Annotated in this window: 15 protein-coding genes and 1 tRNA gene; 14 read left to right on the top strand and 2 right to left on the bottom strand. The window is 63.4% G+C overall.

The features are described 5' to 3' along the window. The first annotated feature begins 183 nt into the window (after positions 1-183). The 3 genes from OKW40_RS10330 (at position 184) to aroC (ending at position 4,055) form a co-directional block, all read left to right on the top strand. Positions 184-651, top strand: a complete 468-nt coding sequence (locus OKW40_RS10330) for a CBS domain-containing protein (protein WP_018421164.1) — start codon at positions 184-186, stop codon at positions 649-651. Positions 652-853: 202 nt separating this feature from the next. Then, the gene (locus tag OKW40_RS10325; protein ID WP_429489595.1) at positions 854-2,791 is read left to right on the top strand and encodes an MFS transporter; all 1,938 of its coding nucleotides are present in this window, start codon (positions 854-856) and stop codon (positions 2,789-2,791) included. Positions 2,792-2,954: 163 nt separating this feature from the next. After that, the gene (gene aroC, locus OKW40_RS10320; protein ID WP_429489593.1) at positions 2,955-4,055 is read left to right on the top strand and encodes a chorismate synthase; all 1,101 of its coding nucleotides are present in this window, start codon (positions 2,955-2,957) and stop codon (positions 4,053-4,055) included. Positions 4,056-4,230: 175 nt separating this feature from the next. Here the strand turns inward: aroC and OKW40_RS10315 are convergent, their stop codons facing one another. Beyond that, entirely contained in the window at positions 4,231-5,904 is a 1,674-nt protein-coding gene (locus tag OKW40_RS10315) for an electron transfer flavoprotein-ubiquinone oxidoreductase (RefSeq protein ID WP_429489591.1), read from the bottom strand. A gap of 186 nt (positions 5,905-6,090) precedes the next feature. On the opposite strand from OKW40_RS10315, the gene OKW40_RS10310 reads away from it, so the two are divergent. Beyond that, a complete protein-coding gene (locus OKW40_RS10310) occupies positions 6,091-6,867 on the top strand; it encodes an SDR family oxidoreductase (protein ID WP_018421159.1) in 777 nt (258 codons plus the stop codon). Between the two features lie 56 nt (positions 6,868-6,923). Further along, positions 6,924-7,355, top strand: a complete 432-nt coding sequence (locus tag OKW40_RS10305; RefSeq protein ID WP_429489589.1) for an acyl-CoA thioesterase — start codon at positions 6,924-6,926, stop codon at positions 7,353-7,355. 44 nt (positions 7,356-7,399) lie between these two features. On the opposite strand, the gene OKW40_RS10300 is transcribed toward OKW40_RS10305, so the two are convergent. Further along, positions 7,400-7,945, bottom strand: coding sequence for a LuxR C-terminal-related transcriptional regulator (locus tag OKW40_RS10300; protein ID WP_429489587.1), 546 nt, complete (start codon positions 7,943-7,945; stop codon positions 7,400-7,402). A gap of 219 nt (positions 7,946-8,164) precedes the next feature. On the opposite strand from OKW40_RS10300, the gene OKW40_RS10295 reads away from it, so the two are divergent. The 9 genes from OKW40_RS10295 (at position 8,165) to rpmI (ending at position 16,775) form a co-directional block, all read left to right on the top strand. Next, a complete protein-coding gene (locus tag OKW40_RS10295; RefSeq protein WP_090800989.1) occupies positions 8,165-8,869 on the top strand; it encodes a CoA transferase subunit A in 705 nt (234 codons plus the stop codon). Positions 8,870-8,871: 2 nt separating this feature from the next. Continuing rightward, entirely contained in the window at positions 8,872-9,513 is a 642-nt protein-coding gene (locus OKW40_RS10290) for a CoA transferase subunit B (RefSeq protein ID WP_184021841.1), read from the top strand. Positions 9,514-9,740: 227 nt separating this feature from the next. Beyond that, positions 9,741-10,637 (top strand): alpha/beta fold hydrolase, encoded by an 897-nt coding sequence (locus tag OKW40_RS10285; protein ID WP_429489585.1) that lies wholly within the window; start codon positions 9,741-9,743, stop codon positions 10,635-10,637. 97 nt (positions 10,638-10,734) lie between these two features. After that, positions 10,735-11,088, top strand: a complete 354-nt coding sequence (locus tag OKW40_RS10280; protein WP_429489583.1) for a RidA family protein — start codon at positions 10,735-10,737, stop codon at positions 11,086-11,088. A gap of 69 nt (positions 11,089-11,157) precedes the next feature. Beyond that, complete coding sequence (locus OKW40_RS10275) at positions 11,158-13,401, top strand: RelA/SpoT family protein (RefSeq protein ID WP_429489581.1); 2,244 nt, start codon at positions 11,158-11,160, stop codon at positions 13,399-13,401. A 105-nt stretch (positions 13,402-13,506) separates the two neighbouring features. After that, positions 13,507-13,583: transfer RNA gene (locus OKW40_RS10270), tRNA-Val, on the top strand. A 254-nt stretch (positions 13,584-13,837) separates the two neighbouring features. After that, positions 13,838-15,745 (top strand): threonine--tRNA ligase, encoded by a 1,908-nt coding sequence (gene thrS, locus OKW40_RS10265; protein ID WP_429335009.1) that lies wholly within the window; start codon positions 13,838-13,840, stop codon positions 15,743-15,745. 49 nt (positions 15,746-15,794) lie between these two features. Continuing rightward, positions 15,795-16,319 carry a translation initiation factor IF-3 gene (gene infC / locus OKW40_RS10260; protein ID WP_075643713.1) on the top strand — a complete coding sequence of 175 codons (525 nt, stop codon included), beginning with the start codon at positions 15,795-15,797 and terminating at the stop codon, positions 16,317-16,319. A 258-nt stretch (positions 16,320-16,577) separates the two neighbouring features. Then, the gene (gene rpmI, locus OKW40_RS10255; protein ID WP_006052501.1) at positions 16,578-16,775 is read left to right on the top strand and encodes a 50S ribosomal protein L35; all 198 of its coding nucleotides are present in this window, start codon (positions 16,578-16,580) and stop codon (positions 16,773-16,775) included. Positions 16,776-16,779: the final 4 nt, after the last annotated feature.

Here is a 16,779-nt window from a genome sequence, read left to right as displayed (position 1 = left end):
CCGCGGGTTCCTGCGGCTCGTGCCGGGAGCGGGGCATGCTCGCAATCTGGAAGTCAGACGAATTCGAGTCTCCGAAGCCCGCCGCGCCTTGGCTGGCGGGCCGCTTTCCTTTTATGGGCCTTTCCGATAGGATCGAAAAAACATTTCATGCACTGCAAGATTGGCGGTATCAGGAGATAGATCATGCGAGTCAGCGACATTCTTAAAGTCAAGGGCAATACCCTTTTTACGGTCACGCCGGATACCACGCTGCATGACGCCGTCAATACCATGGCCGAGCACGACATCGGCTCGCTCGTCGTGATGGAGTACGGCGACCTCGTCGGCATGCTGACGTTTCGCGAAATCATTCTGACCTTGAGCGAGAACGGCGGCAGCGTCGGCACCTCGACGATCCGCAAGGTGATGGACGACCATCCGCTCACCTGCACGCCCGAAACCGACGTCAACGAAGTGCGCCGCATGATGCTCGAGCATCACGTGCGCTATCTGCCCGTCATGGAAAGCCGCACGCTGATGGGCGTCATCTCGTTTTACGACGTCGCGAAGGCGGTGGTCGAGGAGCAGGGGTTCGAGAACCGCATGCTGAAGGCCTATATCCGCGACTGGCCGGAAGAGCAGGAAGGACAGGACCAGCAGCCGGCGCGTTGATGCGCGTGGCTCGAAGGTCGCGCTCCGGCCGTCGCCGCGAGCGCGAATCCGCCGACAGGGCGCGCGCGCAAGCGGGCGCTTTTTTTGTGTCTGGAGCTGGTGCGGACGGATTGCGGGAGCCGCGTGCGCGAGTCGCGGCGATCCGCTTGCCGGCCGTGCCGTCCGCGTCATCGCCATTTTTCCGCGCCGTTCTCCTGACTTCATGAACGATCGTCCGTTGCCCGCCGCCCGCCGCGCCGCTCGCGCGCACGAAGCGCACGAATCCCAGTTCCGCCTGCTCGGCCAGCGCCGCTTCGCGCCGTTCTTCTGGACACAGTTTCTCGGCGCGATGAACGACAACGTGTTCAAGATCGGCTTCACGTCGCTCGTCACGTATCAGGCGGCGCGGTTTTCGGGCGTCGACCCGAAAATCGCGGCGTTCCTGATCGCCGCGATTTTCATTCTGCCTTTCGTGCTGTTTTCGGCCACTTCCGGCCAGATCGCGGACAAGTACGACAAAGCGTTGCTCACGCGCCTCGTCAAGACTTTCGAGATCGCGGTGATGCTGGTCGGCGGCGCGGGGTTCTGGCTGCATGGCGCGCCGTTGCTGTACCTGTGCACGTTCCTGATGGGCGTGCATTCGACGGTATTCGGGCCGGTCAAGTACTCGTATCTGCCGCAGCATCTGTCGCAGGCGGAGCTAGTCGGCGGCAATGGCATGGTCGAGATGGGCACCTTCGTCGCGATCCTGATCGGCACGATCGTCGGCGGCGCGGGCGCGGGGTTCGCCGAGCATGGCGCGGTGGTGCTCGCTTGCGCGTGTATCGCGATCGCGCTGATCGGGCGCGCCGTGTCGGGCTTCGTGCCGGCTACGCCCGCGCCGCAGCCCGGGTTGCGCATCAACTGGAACCCGGTCAGCGAAACGTGGCGCAATCTGAAGCTCGCGCGCGAAAACCGCACGGTGTTTCTTGGTCTGCTCGGCATTTCGTGGCTGTGGTTCGTCGGCGCGACGTTCCTCGCGTCGTTCTTCAACTTCGCGAAGGACGTGCTGTCCGCCGATCCCGACGTCGTGACCGTGCTGCTCGCCACGTTTTCGATCGGCATCGGCATCGGCTCGCTGTTGTGCGAACGGCTCTCGAAGCGGCGGATCGAAGTCGGCCTCGTGCCGCTCGGCTCGATCGGCATGAGCGTGTTCGCGATCGATCTTTTTTTCGCGAGCCACGCGCTGCCGCCGGCGGGGCATCTGCTCAGCGTTGGCGAATTTCTCGCGCGGCTAGCGCATTGGCGCGTGCTCGCCGATCTGTTCCTGCTCGCGATGTTCGGCGGCTTTTACAGCGTGCCGCTGTATGCGCTGATCCAGAGTCGTAGTCAGCCGAGCCATCGCGCGCGCATCATCGCCGCGAACAACATCCTCAACTCGCTGTTCATGATCGTGTCGGCGCTCATGGCGATGGGCCTGACCGCTGCGGGCTTCAGTATTCCGGCGATCTTCCTCGTCACCGCGCTTCTGAATGTGGTAGTCGCGGGCTACATCTATTCGCTCGTGCCGGAGTTCCTGCTGCGCTTCATCGCGTGGCTGCTCGTGCATACGTTCTACCGGATCCGGCTCGTGCACGCGGAGCGGATTCCGGAGCAGGGCGCGGCGGTGCTCGTGTGCAACCACGTCAGTTTCGTCGATGCGATCGTCATCATGGCCGAAAGCCCGCGGCCGATCCGCTTCGTGATGGACCACCAGATCTTCCGCTCGCCGTTCGTCGGCTGGCTGTTCCGGCACGCGAAGGCGATTCCGATCGCGTCCGCGCATCAGGACGCGGCGCTGCTCGCGCGTGCGTACGACCTGTGCGCGCAGGCGCTCGCGGACGGCGAGCTCGTCTGTATCTTTCCCGAAGGGAAGCTGACGCGTACCGGCGAGCTGAATCCGTTTCGCCACGGCGTCGCCGAGATCGTCAGGCGGACGCCGGCGCCCGTCATTCCGATGGCGCTGCGCGGGCTGTGGGGCAGCGTGTTTTCGCGCGCGGTGGACGCAACCTGGCCGCGGCCGATCAGCAAAGGTGTGATGAGCCGGCTGAGCCTCGCCGTCGGCGAGCCGATCGACCCGGCGCTCGCGACGCCGGAGACGCTGCAGCGGATCGTGACCGAGCTGCGCGGCGCCCGCAAGTAGCCGTGGGCCGGTGCGCGGACGCCGAGATGGCGGGCTCGCCCACCATCACCCGCTTTCGGCCGAGTGCGCCCTGGCCGATCGGCCATCGCCGTCGCCAGGCCCGGCTTCGAGACGAGCGGACTGGCATAATAGCGTTCTCCCCGTATTTCTTTGGACGACGCTCATGTCCGGCAACACGCTCGGTACGCTTTTCACTGTCACGACCTTCGGCGAATCGCACGGCCCCGCTATCGGCTGCGTGATCGACGGCTGCCCGCCGGGCATGGCGCTCAACGAAGCCGACATCCAGTTCGAACTCGATCGCCGCAAGCCGGGCACGTCGCGCCACGTGACGCAGCGCCAGGAAGAAGACAAGGTCGAGATCCTCTCGGGCGTGTTCGAAGGTCAAACCACCGGCGCGCCAATTGCGCTGCTGATCCGCAATACCGACCAGCGCAGCAAGGACTACGGCAACATCGCGGAAACGTTCCGCCCCGGCCACGCCGACTACACGTACTGGCAAAAGTACGGCATTCGCGATTACCGCGGTGGCGGCCGCTCGTCGGCACGGCTGACGGCGCCGGCGGTCGCGGCGGGCGCGGTCGCGAAGAAGTGGCTGCGCGAGAAGTTCGGCACCGAAATTCGCGGCTATATGGCCGCGCTCGGCGAGATCGACGTGCCGTTCGTCGATTGGGCGCAGGTGCGCGAAAACCCGTTTTTCGTGCCGAATGCGGAGATCGTTCCGCAACTCGAGGCGTATATGGACGCGCTGCGCAAGGACGGTGATTCGATCGGCGCGCGCATCAACGTGGTTGCCTCCGGTGCGCCGGTCGGCCTCGGCGAGCCGCTGTTCGACCGCCTCGACGCCGACATCGCGCACGCGATGATGGGCATCAACGCGGTGAAGGGCGTCGAGATCGGCGCCGGCTTCGCGAGCGTCGCGCAACGCGGCTCGGTGCATGGCGACGAGCTGACGCCGGAAGGTTTCGTCGGCAATCACGCGGGCGGTGTGCTCGGCGGTATTTCGACGGGGCAGAACATCACGGTGTCGATCGCGATCAAGCCGACGTCGAGCATTCGCACGCCGCGCCGTTCGATCGACAAGGCGGGGAACCCCGCGATCGTCGAGACCTTCGGGCGGCACGACCCCTGCGTCGGCATTCGTGCGACGCCGATCGCCGAGTCGATGCTTGCGCTCGTGCTGATCGATCACGCGCTGCGCCATCGCGCGCAATGCGGCGATGTGGCCGTGAGCACGCCGAAGATCGCGGCGAGCGCGCCGTAACCCTGACGCGGTCCCGCGATTGGCGGCGAACGAGCCGCCATAAAAAAGAATAGGGAAGGGGACCAACGAAACGCGCAAGAATGCGCGCAGACGAAAGCGCGAGCGCGCTATCGGAATTTGCCTGCGCGACGCTGCCGGTTATCGCGCAGCGCCGCACAGGCAGACGGCACATCAATCACATATTCGGATAGTTCGGACCGCCACCGCCTTCCGGCGTGACCCACACGATATTCTGCGTCGGGTCCTTGATATCGCAGGTCTTGCAGTGCACGCAGTTCTGCGCATTGATGACGAGCCGCTCGCTGCCGTCGTCGTTCTTCACGAACTCGTACACTGCAGCGGGGCAATAACGCGCCTCCGGTCCCGCGTAGGTCTGCCAGTTCACGTTGACCGGCACGGTCGGATCCTTCAGCGTCAGGTGCGCCGGCTGATTTTCCTCGTGATTCGTGTTCGAGATGAACACCGAGGACAGCCGGTCGAACGTCAGCTTGCCGTCCGGCTTCGGATACGTAATCGGCTTGCACTGCGAAGCCGGCTTCAGCATCTCGTGATCGGAATGCTGATGATGCAGCGTCCACGGCACGTTGCCGCCGAGCAGCTTCTGCTCGAGACCGACCATCAGCGTGCCGAGGTAGAGACCCTTGCTCATCCACTGCTTGAAATTACGCGCGCGATACAGCTCGGTGTAGAGCCACGACGTCTTGAACGCTTCCGGGTAGGCGCTCAGTTCGTCCGACTGACGGCCGGCCTGCACGGCGTCGAACGCGGCATCGGCGGCGAGCATGCCGGTCTTGATCGCGGCGTGCGAACCCTTGATGCGCGACGCGTTCAGGAAGCCCGCGTCGTCGCCGACCAGCGCACCGCCCGGGAACACCAGCTTCGGCAACGACATCAGGCCGCCCGCGGTGATCGCGCGCGCGCCGTAGGACACGCGCTTGCCGCCTTCGAGAATCGCGCGGATCGCCGGATGCGTCTTGTAGCGCTGGAATTCCTCGAACGGCGACAGATACGGATTCGAATAGCCGAGGCCGACCACGAAGCCGACCACGACCTGGTTGTTGTCCATGTGATAGAGGAACGAGCCGCCGTAGGTGTCGTTTTCGAGCGGCCAGCCGGCCGTGTGCATCACCAGACCCGGCTTGTGCCTGGCGGGATCGATCTCCCACAGCTCCTTGATACCGATGCCGTACACCTGCGGATCGACGCCGTCGCGCAGCTTGAACTTCTCGTTCAGCTGGCGGCCGAGGTGGCCGCGCGCGCCTTCGCAGAACAGCGTGTACTTCGCGTGCAGCTCCATGCCGAGCTGGAAGTTCCCGGTCGGTTCGCCGTCCTTGCCGATGCCGAGGTTGCCGGTCGCGACGCCCTTGACCGAGCCGTCGTCGTTGTACAGCACTTCGGCCGCCGGAAAGCCCGGGAATATCTCGACGCCGAGCGCCTCGGCCTGCTGACCCAGCCAGCGCGTCACGTTCGCGAGGCTGATCACGTAGTTGCCGTGGTTCTTGAAATTGTCCGGCAGCGCCCAGGTCGGCACGCTCTTCGCGCCCGTCTCCGAGAGGAACAGGAAGCGGTCTTCGGTCACGTCGACCGTCAGCGGCGCGCCTTTTTCCTTCCAGTCCGGGATCAGCTCGGTCAGCGCGCGCGGGTCCATCACCGCGCCCGACAGAATATGGGCCCCGATCTCAGAGCCTTTTTCGAGTACGCACACGCCAATGTCAGCGCCTCGTTCGGCGGCGCGCTGCTTCAGGCGAATGGCCGCCGACAGGCCCGCAGGGCCGCCGCCGACGATGACGACGTCATACTCCATCGACTCGCGCGGGCCGTACTGCTCAATGAGACTTGCGGGGGTCATTGATGCTCCTCTTACCGTTAGAATGCTTTTTTCGGGTTCGTATTGTGGGCGATCGATTCCCGCGCCGCAACCCGAAATCCGCAGATTAGCACGACCGTACTATTTCATGATACGGTATAGACCCTTAGTCGGGTCCTACCGAACCCGTCAACCGCAGTTGTCACCACAACCGAACAAGGAAAGACAATGGGCCGTTCGATCAATCTGGAAGGCAAGGTCGCGCTGATTACGGGCGCCTCGAGCGGGCTGGGCAAGCGCTTCGCGCAGGTGCTGTCGCAGGCGGGCGCGAAGGTCGTGCTGGCGAGCCGACGTACCGAGCGGCTCAAGGAGTTGCGCGCGGAAATCGAGGCGTCCGGCGGCGCCGCGCACGTCGTGTCGCTCGACGTGACCGACTATCAGAGCATCAAGTCGGCGGTCGCGCATGCGGAGACCGAGGCCGGCACCATCGATATCCTCGTCAACAACTCGGGCGTGTCGACCACGCAGAAGCTGTCCGAGGTCACGCCGGCGGACTTCGAATACGTGTTCGACACGAATACGCGCGGCGCGTTTTTCGTGGCGCAGGAAGTCGCCAAGCGCATGATCATGCGCGGCAACAACGCGCAGAAGCCGTCGTACCGGATCATCAACATCGCGTCGATGGCGGGCTTGCGCGTGCTGCCGCAAATCGGCCTGTATTCGATGAGCAAGGCCGCGGTCGTCCACATGACGAAGGCGATGGCGCTCGAGTGGGGCAAGCATGGCATCAATGTGAACGCGATCTGCCCCGGGTATATCGACACCGAGATCAACCATCACCACTGGTCGACCGATCAGGGGCAGAAACTCGTGGCGATGCTGCCGCGTCATCGGGTCGGCAAGCCGGAGGATCTCGATGGGCTGCTCCTGCTGCTCGCGGCGGATGAATCGCAGTTCATCAACGGCTCGGTGATCGTCGCCGACGACGGCTTCGGACTCGCGTGAGCGGGTTGTCCAAGGTTTCAAAAGTCAGGCAGAAAAAGGAAGAACGGAAGTACGGAATGAGCGATTTTCACGCAGTTTTCGAAATGACGATGCCGATCCGCTGGGGCGACATGGACGCCTTCGGTCACGTCAACAACACGGTTTATTTCCGCTACATGGAGCAGGTGCGGATTTCCTGGTTCGAGCACATGGACTTTGTCGGCCAGCGCGCGCACGGGCAGGGGCCGGTGATCGTCAATGCGTCGATGGAGTTTCTGAAGCAGCTGCACTATCCGGGCGACGTGATCGGCCGGATGTCGGTGGCGACACCGGGGCGCAGCAGCTTCGATACGGCTTTCGAGCTCCTGCGCGCCGATGAGCCGGATACGCTCTATGCGCGAGGCGCCGCGCGATGCGTGTGGATCGACTACGCGGCGGGCAAGTCGGTGCCGGTGCCTGACGTACTGCGCGCGGCCATCCAGAGCGCGGCGCTCGTCAAGGCGGCCTGAGCGCGCGGCTTGACAGCGCTGTCGCGCGCTTCAAACGCGCTCTCTCAATCCCCGAGCAGCCGCTGCAACAGCTCGGTCGCATTGCCCGTATCGTATTTGCGCATGAGCCGCGCGCGGTAGACGTCGACCGTGCGCGGGCTGATGTCGAGCACGCGGCCGATCTGCTTGCTGGTCTTGCCCGTCACCAGTTGCGCGGCGATTTCGCGCTCGCGTGGCGTCAGTTCCACCGCGACCCGCCGGGTTGCGCTCAAATCCTCGAAAGTCCAGACACCCGCCGCGTGCGGGTCGGTGCGCTGCTGCGCGCGGCCCGTCACGTGACACCAGAACAGCTCGCCGTTCGCGCGCTTCATGATCCGGTCGTCCGCGTAGCTGCCTTGCGCGGTCATGATCGGCGGAATGCGCGCGCCGATCCGCTCGAACTCGTCCGCCGATGGATACAACACCTGGAACGACTGACCGATCAACGCGTTGCGCGCGTAGCCGAATATCGACGCTAGCTCGTCGTTGCAGTCTTCGATGGTCCGCTCGCGGGACAGCACGAGTCCGATCGGCGCGAGGTGAAACGCAGTGCGGTAATCCAGGGCGGGCATGGGCGGGAGGCAAGTACTTATGTATTTTTGCGTATTGTGCCGCATGGCGGGCTCAGCGTACTCTTTCGGGCGGATGACAACGCGGCTCAAGCCGCGGATGACTAGAATGACGTAGCGGTATCGTGAGGCGACGTGAAGTTCACCCGTTGCGATATCAGCCGCAATGATCCGGCGGCCTGCGTACACGTTTCGGGTTTCCATAGAGGAAGGGACATACAGATGAACAAGGTCTATCCAGGCGCCGCCGAGGCGCTGAAGGACATCGTCAAGGACGGGCAGACGTTCGCCGTCGGCGGCTTCGGGCTGTGCGGCATTCCTGAGGCGCTGATCGCTGCGCTGCGCGATTCGAAGGTGCAGGGCATCACCTGCATCAGCAACAACGCGGGCGTCGACGGTTTCGGCCTCGGCCTGCTGCTCGAGACGCGTCAGATCAAGAAAATGATCTCGTCGTACGTTGGCGAAAACAAGGAGTTCGAGCGCCAGTACCTGGCCGGCGAACTCGAGCTCGAATTCACGCCGCAAGGCACGCTCGCCGAGAAGCTGCGCGCGGGCGGCTCGGGCATCCCGGCGTTTTTCACGAACACCGGCTACGGCACGCAGATCGCCGAGGGCAAGGAAACCCGCCAGTTCGGCGAGAACCACTACGTGCTCGAACATTCGCTGACCGCCGATGTCGCGCTCGTCAAGGCATGGAAGGCCGACAAGGCCGGCAACCTGATCTATCGCCGCACCGCGCGCAACTTCAATCCGATGTGCGCGATGGCGGGCCGCATCACCGTCGCGGAAGTCGAAGAGATCGTCGAAGTGGGCGAGCTCGATCCGGACGCGATCCATACGCCTGGCATCTTCGTGCAGCGCATCGTGCTGAATGCGCATCCGGAAAAACGCATCGAACAACGCGTCGTCCGCGCGAAAGGAGACTGATCATGGCATGGACTCGTGACGAAATGGCCGCGCGCGCGGCGAAGGAACTGCAGGACGGCTTTTACGTGAACCTCGGCATCGGCTTGCCGACGCTGGTCGCGAACCACGTGCCGGCGGGCGTCGAAGTGTGGCTGCAGTCGGAGAACGGTCTGCTCGGTATCGGCCCGTCGCCGACCGAAGACGAAGTCGACGCCGACCTGATCAACGCCGGCAAGCAAACGGTGACGACGCTGCCCGGTTCGTCGATTTTCTCTTCGGCGGATTCGTTCGCGATGATTCGCGGCGGCCACATCAATCTCGCGATTCTCGGTGCGATGCAGATCAGCAGGAAGGGCGATCTCGCGAACTGGATGATCCCGGGCAAGATGATCAAGGGCATGGGCGGCGCGATGGACCTGGTCGCGGGCGTCAAGCGCGTGGTCGTGCTGATGGAGCACGTCGCGAAGGGCGATCAGCACAAGATCCTCGAAGAATGCACGCTGCCGCTGACGGGCGTGGGTGTGGTCGACGAGATCATCACCGATCTCGGCGTGATCGAAGTGACCGAAAACGGCTTGAAAGTGACCGAACTCGCGCCGGGTGTGAGCGTCGACGAAATCAAGGCGAAAACCGGCGCGCCGCTCGATGTGAGCGCGGTGAGCTGACGCGGCTTGAAACGCCGCTGCGCGCGTCGGCGCGACCGCGCGGCGGCAACGGTGTGTTCCGGACGGGCGAGACGTGAGTCTCGCCCGTTCTGTTTTTGGCGCGCGGCGGCGGATGCGCCGGACGGTTGGATCGACCTTCCTAAGCCTTCTGGCCGATGCTTGCCGGGCGACGAAGCGGTTTACAATCGTTCGCAGCCCAATCCGCAGCGTCTTTGCAAGGACACCAGATGACCGCAACGACTTCCGCTTCCACCACCGGGCGGCCCGCGCCGCGTCAACGTTACGTGCGGTGCGCGAGCGCTGCCGGCCTGCATCGCGTCGCCTATACCGAGTGGGGCGACCCGGACAATCCCCGAGTGTTGCTGTGCGTGCACGGACTCACGCGATCGGGGCGCGATTTCGACCGCCTCGCCGCCAACTTCGCGGACACCTATCGCGTGGTGTGCCCGGACGTGGTTGGCCGGGGCTTGTCGTCGTGGCTCGCGAACCCCAACTTATACGCGGTGCCGCAGTACGTCGCCGACATGGTCACACTGATCGCGCGGCTCGACGTCGACACCGTCGACTGGTTCGGCACCTCGATGGGCGGCCTGATCGGCATGGGGCTCGCCGGCCTGCCGGACACGCCGATCCGCAAGCTGCTGCTGAACGACGTCGGGCCGCATCTGGAGCCGGTCGCGGTCAAGCGCATCGGCGATTACCTTGGCAAGCCCGCACGCTTCGAAACGCTGCAGCAGGGCGTTGACTATGCCGCGCAGCTCGCGCAGAGCTTCGGACCGCTGACGCCGGACGAATGGCGCGAAATCAATACGCCGTTGCTGCGCGAAGAGGACGGCGCATGGGTGCTGCGCTATGACCCGCGCATCGCGCAGCCGTTCGCGGCGGTCACCGAGGAAGCGGCGAAGCTCGGCGAGGCGGCGCTGTGGCATTCGCTCGCGTCGTTCCAGGGGCCGGTGCTGGTGGTGCGCGGCGAGCAGTCGGATTTGCTCTCGCGTGAAACGGTCGCGAAGATGGTGTCGACCGCGCGTGCCGCATCGAGCGTGGAGATCGCCGGCGTCGGGCATGCGCCGGCGTTCCTGGCGGCGGACCAGATCGCGCTCGCGAGGGAGTTCTTCATCGGTTAGGCCGCGAACGCGTCATAATATTGAGTTCCGCATGACGATTTCATCGGCAGTGTCGTGTGGGACGTAGTTCGATTAACCCCTCAGCTCAGGACTTTTCATGGCAGTCATTCGTTATCACGTCGGCAAGCGTCTCTCGGAAATGGCCGTGCACAACGGCACCGTGTACCTCGCGGGTCAGATCGCCGAAGACGACGATCAGGACATCGCCGGCCAGACGCGCGAAGTGCTCGGCCACATCGACCGTCTGCTCGCCGAAGCGAACAGCGACAAGTCGCTGTTGCTGTCGGTGCAGATCTATATCTCGGACATGGCGCATTTCGCCGGCATGAACGCCGTGTGGGACGAGTGGGTCGCGCAGGGCGACACGCCGCCGCGCGCGACCGTCGAGGCAAAGCTTGCGAATCCGAAGTGCCTCGTCGAAATCGTCGTGATCGCGGCGCAGCGCGACTGAGTCGCGGCCGTCCGGCAGCACCGTGGTTGATTTTCCGTTGAATCGTCTGGCCCGGCGGGCCGTCGCACCATGAACACCGATACCGTTCCGAGCGCGCCTCATCCCCATCGTTCCTTCGACGAAGCGATGGCGTTCGTGCGCGAACATGCGGGCGAGGTGCGGCTGTCGTCGGGCGAATTGCTCGCGGATCACGCGGCGGGCACCGCGTCGATCATGCGCAAGCTCAACGTCGATCCGCCGGCGGTGCTGGCCGCTGCGCTGTTTGCGCTGACACCGCATCTGCGCGATCCGGAGCGCGTGATCGCCGACGACTTCGGCGAAGAAGTCGCCCAACTGGTCAGCGACGTACGCAAGCTGCTGCGGCTCGGCACGGTCAGTTTGCGCGCGGCGCAAAACGCGATGCCCGAGGCCGGGCGTGACGCGCAGGCCGCGCGTCGCGTGCAGGTCGAGGCGCTGCGCAAAATGCTGCTCGCGTTCGCGCAGGACATTCGCGTCGTGCTGATCCGCCTCGCGTCGCGGCTGCAAACGCTGCGTTACTACGCGGCCGCGAAGCTCACGCCGTCGCCCGACGTCGCACGCGAAACGCTCGATATCTACGCGCCGCTCGCGAACCGCCTCGGTATCTGGCAATTGAAGTGGGAGCTCGAGGACCTCGCGTTCCGTTTCGAGGAGCCGGACACCTACAAGCGCATCGCGAAACTGCTCGACGAGAAGCGCGTCGAGCGCGAGAGCTATGTCGCGCAGGCGATCGAACGCCTGCAGCAGGAGCTGGCCGCCGCGCATATCCGCGCGGAAGTGAGCGGTCGGCCGAAGCATATCTACAGCATCTGGCGCAAGATGCGCGGCAAGGAGCTGGACTTCGCCGAGTTGTACGACGTGCGCGCGTTTCGCGTGATCGTGCCGGACATCAAGGACTGCTACACCGTGCTCGGCATCGTGCACAACCTGTGGCAGCCGGTGCCGAAGGAGTTCGACGATTACATCTCCCGGCCGAAGCCGAACGGCTACAAGTCGCTGCACACCGTCGTGATCGGCGACGACGGCCGCGCGTTCGAAGTGCAGATCCGCACGCAGGAAATGCATCGCTTCGCCGAATACGGCGTGGCCGCGCACTGGCGCTACAAGGAAGCGGGCGCGCGCGGCTATGGCGGCACGTTCACCGCGAGCGAGAAATACGACGAGAAGATCGCCTGGCTGCGACAGTTGCTCGCGTGGAAGGACGAGGTCTCCGAGGGCGAGCATGGCGAAGCGGGCTCGGCACAGCCGTGGGAGCAGTTGCGCCAGGCCACGCTCGACGACGATCACATCTACGTGCTGACGCCGCAGGCGCGCGTGATTCCGTTGCCGCACGGCGCGACGCCGATCGACTTCGCGTTTCACCTGCACAGCGAGCTTGGGCATCGTTGCCGCGGCGCGCGCGTCGACGGCGCGATGGTGCCGCTCAACACGCCGCTGCAGAACGGCCAGACGGTCGAGATCGTGGCGGTGAAGGAGGGCGGTCCGTCGCGCGACTGGCTTAATCCGCAACTTGGCTATCTGCAAAGCCCGCGCGCGCGGCAGAAGGTGCGCGCATGGTTCAACGCGGTGGAGTTACAGGAGCACATCGCGAACGGTCGCGCGATGGTTGAAAAAACCCTGCAGCGCGAAGGCAAGACCTCGGTCAATCTCGATCAACTGGCCGCGCGGCTCGGTTTCAAGACCACCGACGACCTGTTCTCCGTGGTCGGCAAGGAGGAGTTCAGTCTGAGGCTCGTCGAGCAGGCGTTGCAGGATGCGCCGCCGCCCGAGCCCGAGGTCGATGCGCCGGAGAAGTTCGAGAAACGCAGCAGCGGCGCGAGCGTCGCGCGCGGCGCATCCACGGGGGTGCTGGTGGTCGGCGTCGATGCGTTGCTCACCCAGCTCGCGCGCTGCTGCCGGCCGGCGCCGCCCGACGACATCTGCGGATTCGTTACGCGAGGCAAGGGTATGTCGGTTCATCGCAGCGACTGCGCGACGTTCCGCCGGATGGCGGAGCGCGCGCCGGAGCGCGTGCTTCAGACGGCGTGGTCGGCGGACGTGATGAGCGGCCGCGGCCATTCCGTCTACCCGGTCGACCTCAGCATCGAGGCGACGGACCGGCAAGGTCTGCTGCGCGATATCTCCGAAGTATTCGCGCGGGAAAAGATGAACGTGATCGGCGTAAAGACGCAATCGCGCCGCAATGCCGCGTTCATGCAATTTACCGTCGAGGTGTCGAGCTCCGCGCAGATTCAGCGCGCGTGCACGCTGCTGGGCGAGATCACGGGTGTCGTGCGCGCGACGCGCAAGAACTGAGGCGCGGGCGGTTGGAAAAAGCCCTGCTAGTGGCGCGACGGACTAAAGTCGCTGCATAAAAGTACTTGCCAAGCCGCGCTATACTCCATATACTCTCGTCTCTTCAGGCTCGTAGCTCAGCTGGTTAGAGCACCACCTTGACATGGTGGGGGTCGTTGGTTCGAGTCCAATCGAGCCTACCAACGAAAATGAAATTCCGGCCTCGCTGGGGTTTCGCAAACTGCAGTAAGCGCTTTGAGCGCAAAAAGGCGAATACGGTTATGACACCGCGAACGTTGACCGAAACCACTTCGGAACGACGCTAGTCGAGGACCACTTTCGCCAGTGAAGTTTGCATAAAATGTGAATGCGGCCCCTCGAAAGCGGGGCCGCATTTTTTTTATCTTTTTGACCCTGGTTGTATGTGCCGCCGCCGGTCGGCACCACGGAGAACGCAATGGTTTCGATACGTTTGCCTGACGGTTCTGTTCGACAGTACGAGCATCCGGTGACCGTCGCCGAAGTGGCCGCCTCGATCGGCCCCGGTCTCGCGAAAGCCGCGCTCGGCGGCAAGATCGACGGGGAGCTGGTCGATACGTCCATGCTGATCGATCACGACGTGGCGCTCGCCATCGTCACGGAGAAGGACGCAGACGGTCTCGATATCATCCGCCACTCGACGGCGCACCTGCTCGCGTACGCGGTGAAGGATCTGTACCCGGAAGCGCAGGTCACGATCGGCCCGGTCATCGACAACGGTTTCTATTACGACTTCTCCTATAACCGTCCTTTCACGCCGGAAGATCTCGAAAAGATCGAAAAGCGCATGCAGGAACTCTCGAAGAGGGATGAGCCGGTGTCGCGTCGCGTGGTGTCCCGCGACGAAGCGGTCGAGTACTTCAAGAGCATCGGTGAAAAGTATAAGGCCGAGATCATCGAATCGATCCCCGCTAGCGACGAAATCAAACTGTACTCGCATGGCGGCTTCACGGACCTGTGCCGCGGCCCCCACGTGCCGTCCACCGGCAAGCTGAAGGTCTTCAAGCTGATGAAAGTCGCGGGCGCGTACTGGCGTGGCGACTCGAAGAACGAGCAACTGCAGCGCATTTACGGCACGGCCTGGACGAAGAAGGAAGACCAGGAAGCGTATCTCCACATGCTCGAAGAAGCCGAGAAGCGCGACCATCGCAAGCTTGGTAAGCAGCTCGACCTGTTCCACATGCAGGACGAGTCGCCGGGCATGGTGTTCTGGCATCCGCGCGGCTGGACGCTGTGGCAGCAAGTCGAGCAGTACATGCGCCGTCGCGTGAACGACGCCGGCTACCTAGAAATCAAGACGCCATTGATCATGGACCGCTCGCTGTGGGAAGCTTCGGGCCACTGGCAGAACTATCGTGAAAACATGTTCACGACGGAATCGGAAAAGCGTGACTACGCGATCAAGCCGATGAACTGCCCCGGTCACGTGCAGGTGTTCAATCACGGTCTGCGCTCGTATCGCGATCTGCCGCTGCGTTACGCGGAGTTCGGTTCGTGCCATCGCAACGAATCGTCGGGCGCGCTGCATGGACTGATGCGTGTGCGCGGCTTCGTGCAGGACGACGCGCATATTTTCTGTACCGAAGATCAGTTCATCAGCGAATCGATCGCGTTCAACACGCTGGCAATGAGCGTCTACCGCGACTTCGGCTTTGATAGCGTCGAGATCAAGCTGTCACTGCGCCCGGATGCGCGCGCCGGCACCGACGAAACTTGGGATCGCGCGGAGCAGGGACTGCGCGAGGCGCTGACGGCCTGCGGCGTCACGTGGGAAGAGTTGCCCGGCGAGGGTGCATTCTACGGCCCGAAGGTCGAGTATCACATCAAGGACGCGCTCGGCCGCTCGTGGCAGTGCGGTACGCTGCAGCTCGACATGGTGTTGCCGGAGCGGCTGGGTGCCGAATACGTTGCCGAAGACAACAGTCGCCGTCGCCCGATCATGCTGCACCGGGCGATCGTCGGATCGATGGAGCGTTTCCTCGGGATTCTGATCGAGCACCATGCCGGTGCAATGCCCGCTTGGCTCGCGCCGATGCAGGTCGTTGTGATGAATATTGCGGAAAGTCAGGCCGAATACGCGCAGGCGCTAGCCCAATCGTTGCAAAAACAAGGGGTTAGAGTCGAGGCCGATTTGCGCAACGAGAAGATTAGCTATAAAATACGCGAGCACACGCTGGAAAAGGTCCCCTACCTGTTGGTGGTCGGCGACAAGGAGCGTGAAGCGCAAACGGTAGCCGTGCGTGCCCGTGGTGGTGTCGATATGGGTGTAATGCCTGTTGACGCCTTCATTGAGCGTCTGCGCCAGGACGTGCAGTCGTTCAACTGAGCCACTTGGTACCCGGCTCGTTTTTTTTAATTTTTAGAGGAAACGTAACATCGCTACTGATAAGTCTGCGCACCGCATCAACGGTGAAATTACAGCACCCGAGGTGCGACTGGTCGGCGTCGAGAACGAACCGCTCGGCATCGTGAAACTCGCTGATGCGTTCCGCATGTCGGAACAGCAGGACGTAGATCTGGTCGAAATCGCTCCGCAAGCGGTTCCGCCGGTTTGCCGCTTGATGGACTACGGCAAGTTCAAGTACCAGGAAGCGAAGAAGCAACACGAGGCCAAGCTCAAGCAGAAGGTCATCCAGGTCAAGGAAGTCAAATTCCGCCCAGGTACCGACGACGGTGATTACAACGTCAAGCTGCGCAACCTCGTCCGCTTCCTCGAAGACGGCGACAAGACGAAAATCACGTTGCGTTTCCGGGGCCGCGAAATGGCTCACCAGGAAATCGGCATGCGCATGCTCGAACGCCTGCGCACCGACCTCGACGAAGTCGGTCAGGTCGAGCAGATGCCGAAAATGGAAGGGCGCCAGATGATCATGGTGCTCGCTCCGAAGAAAAAGAAGTAAGCGCGAAGCAGTTGGCCGGAGCGACGGCGTGCCATGTGGCGCGCGCTCCGGCGGCGCAAGGTTGTTTGATGCTGTGCTGGGTGTCCGGCTTGGTGTCGGAAGGTTTCGGAACGTCGCGCATGCAAGTGCGCAGTGGTTCCCGAAAAGCGGCCGCTGGCGGTATCGGCGGTCTGCATACCAAGTGGAATGGGTTTCGAAGGGCGGGAAATGGCCATCTGGCCGACCGCACACCCATGTCCATCTAATAATGGAGTTGTCATGCCGAAGATGAAGACCAAGAAGAGCGCTGCAAAGCGCTTCGTGGTGCGTCCGGGCGGTACCGTCAAGCGCGGTCAGGCCTTCAAGCGTCACATTCTTACCAAGAAGACCACCAAGAACAAACGCCATCTGCGCGGCTCCACGGCAGTTCATGATTCCGATCTGAACTCCGTTCGCGCAATGCTGCCGTTCGCTTAACCCT

The organism is Paraburkholderia sp. RAU6.4a (assembly GCF_050435625.1).
GTDB classification, from domain to species: Bacteria; Pseudomonadota; Gammaproteobacteria; order Burkholderiales; family Burkholderiaceae; genus Paraburkholderia; species Paraburkholderia tuberum.
The sequence above is the reverse complement of the archived record's forward strand: the minus strand, read 5'-3'. Positions and strand labels throughout refer to the sequence as shown.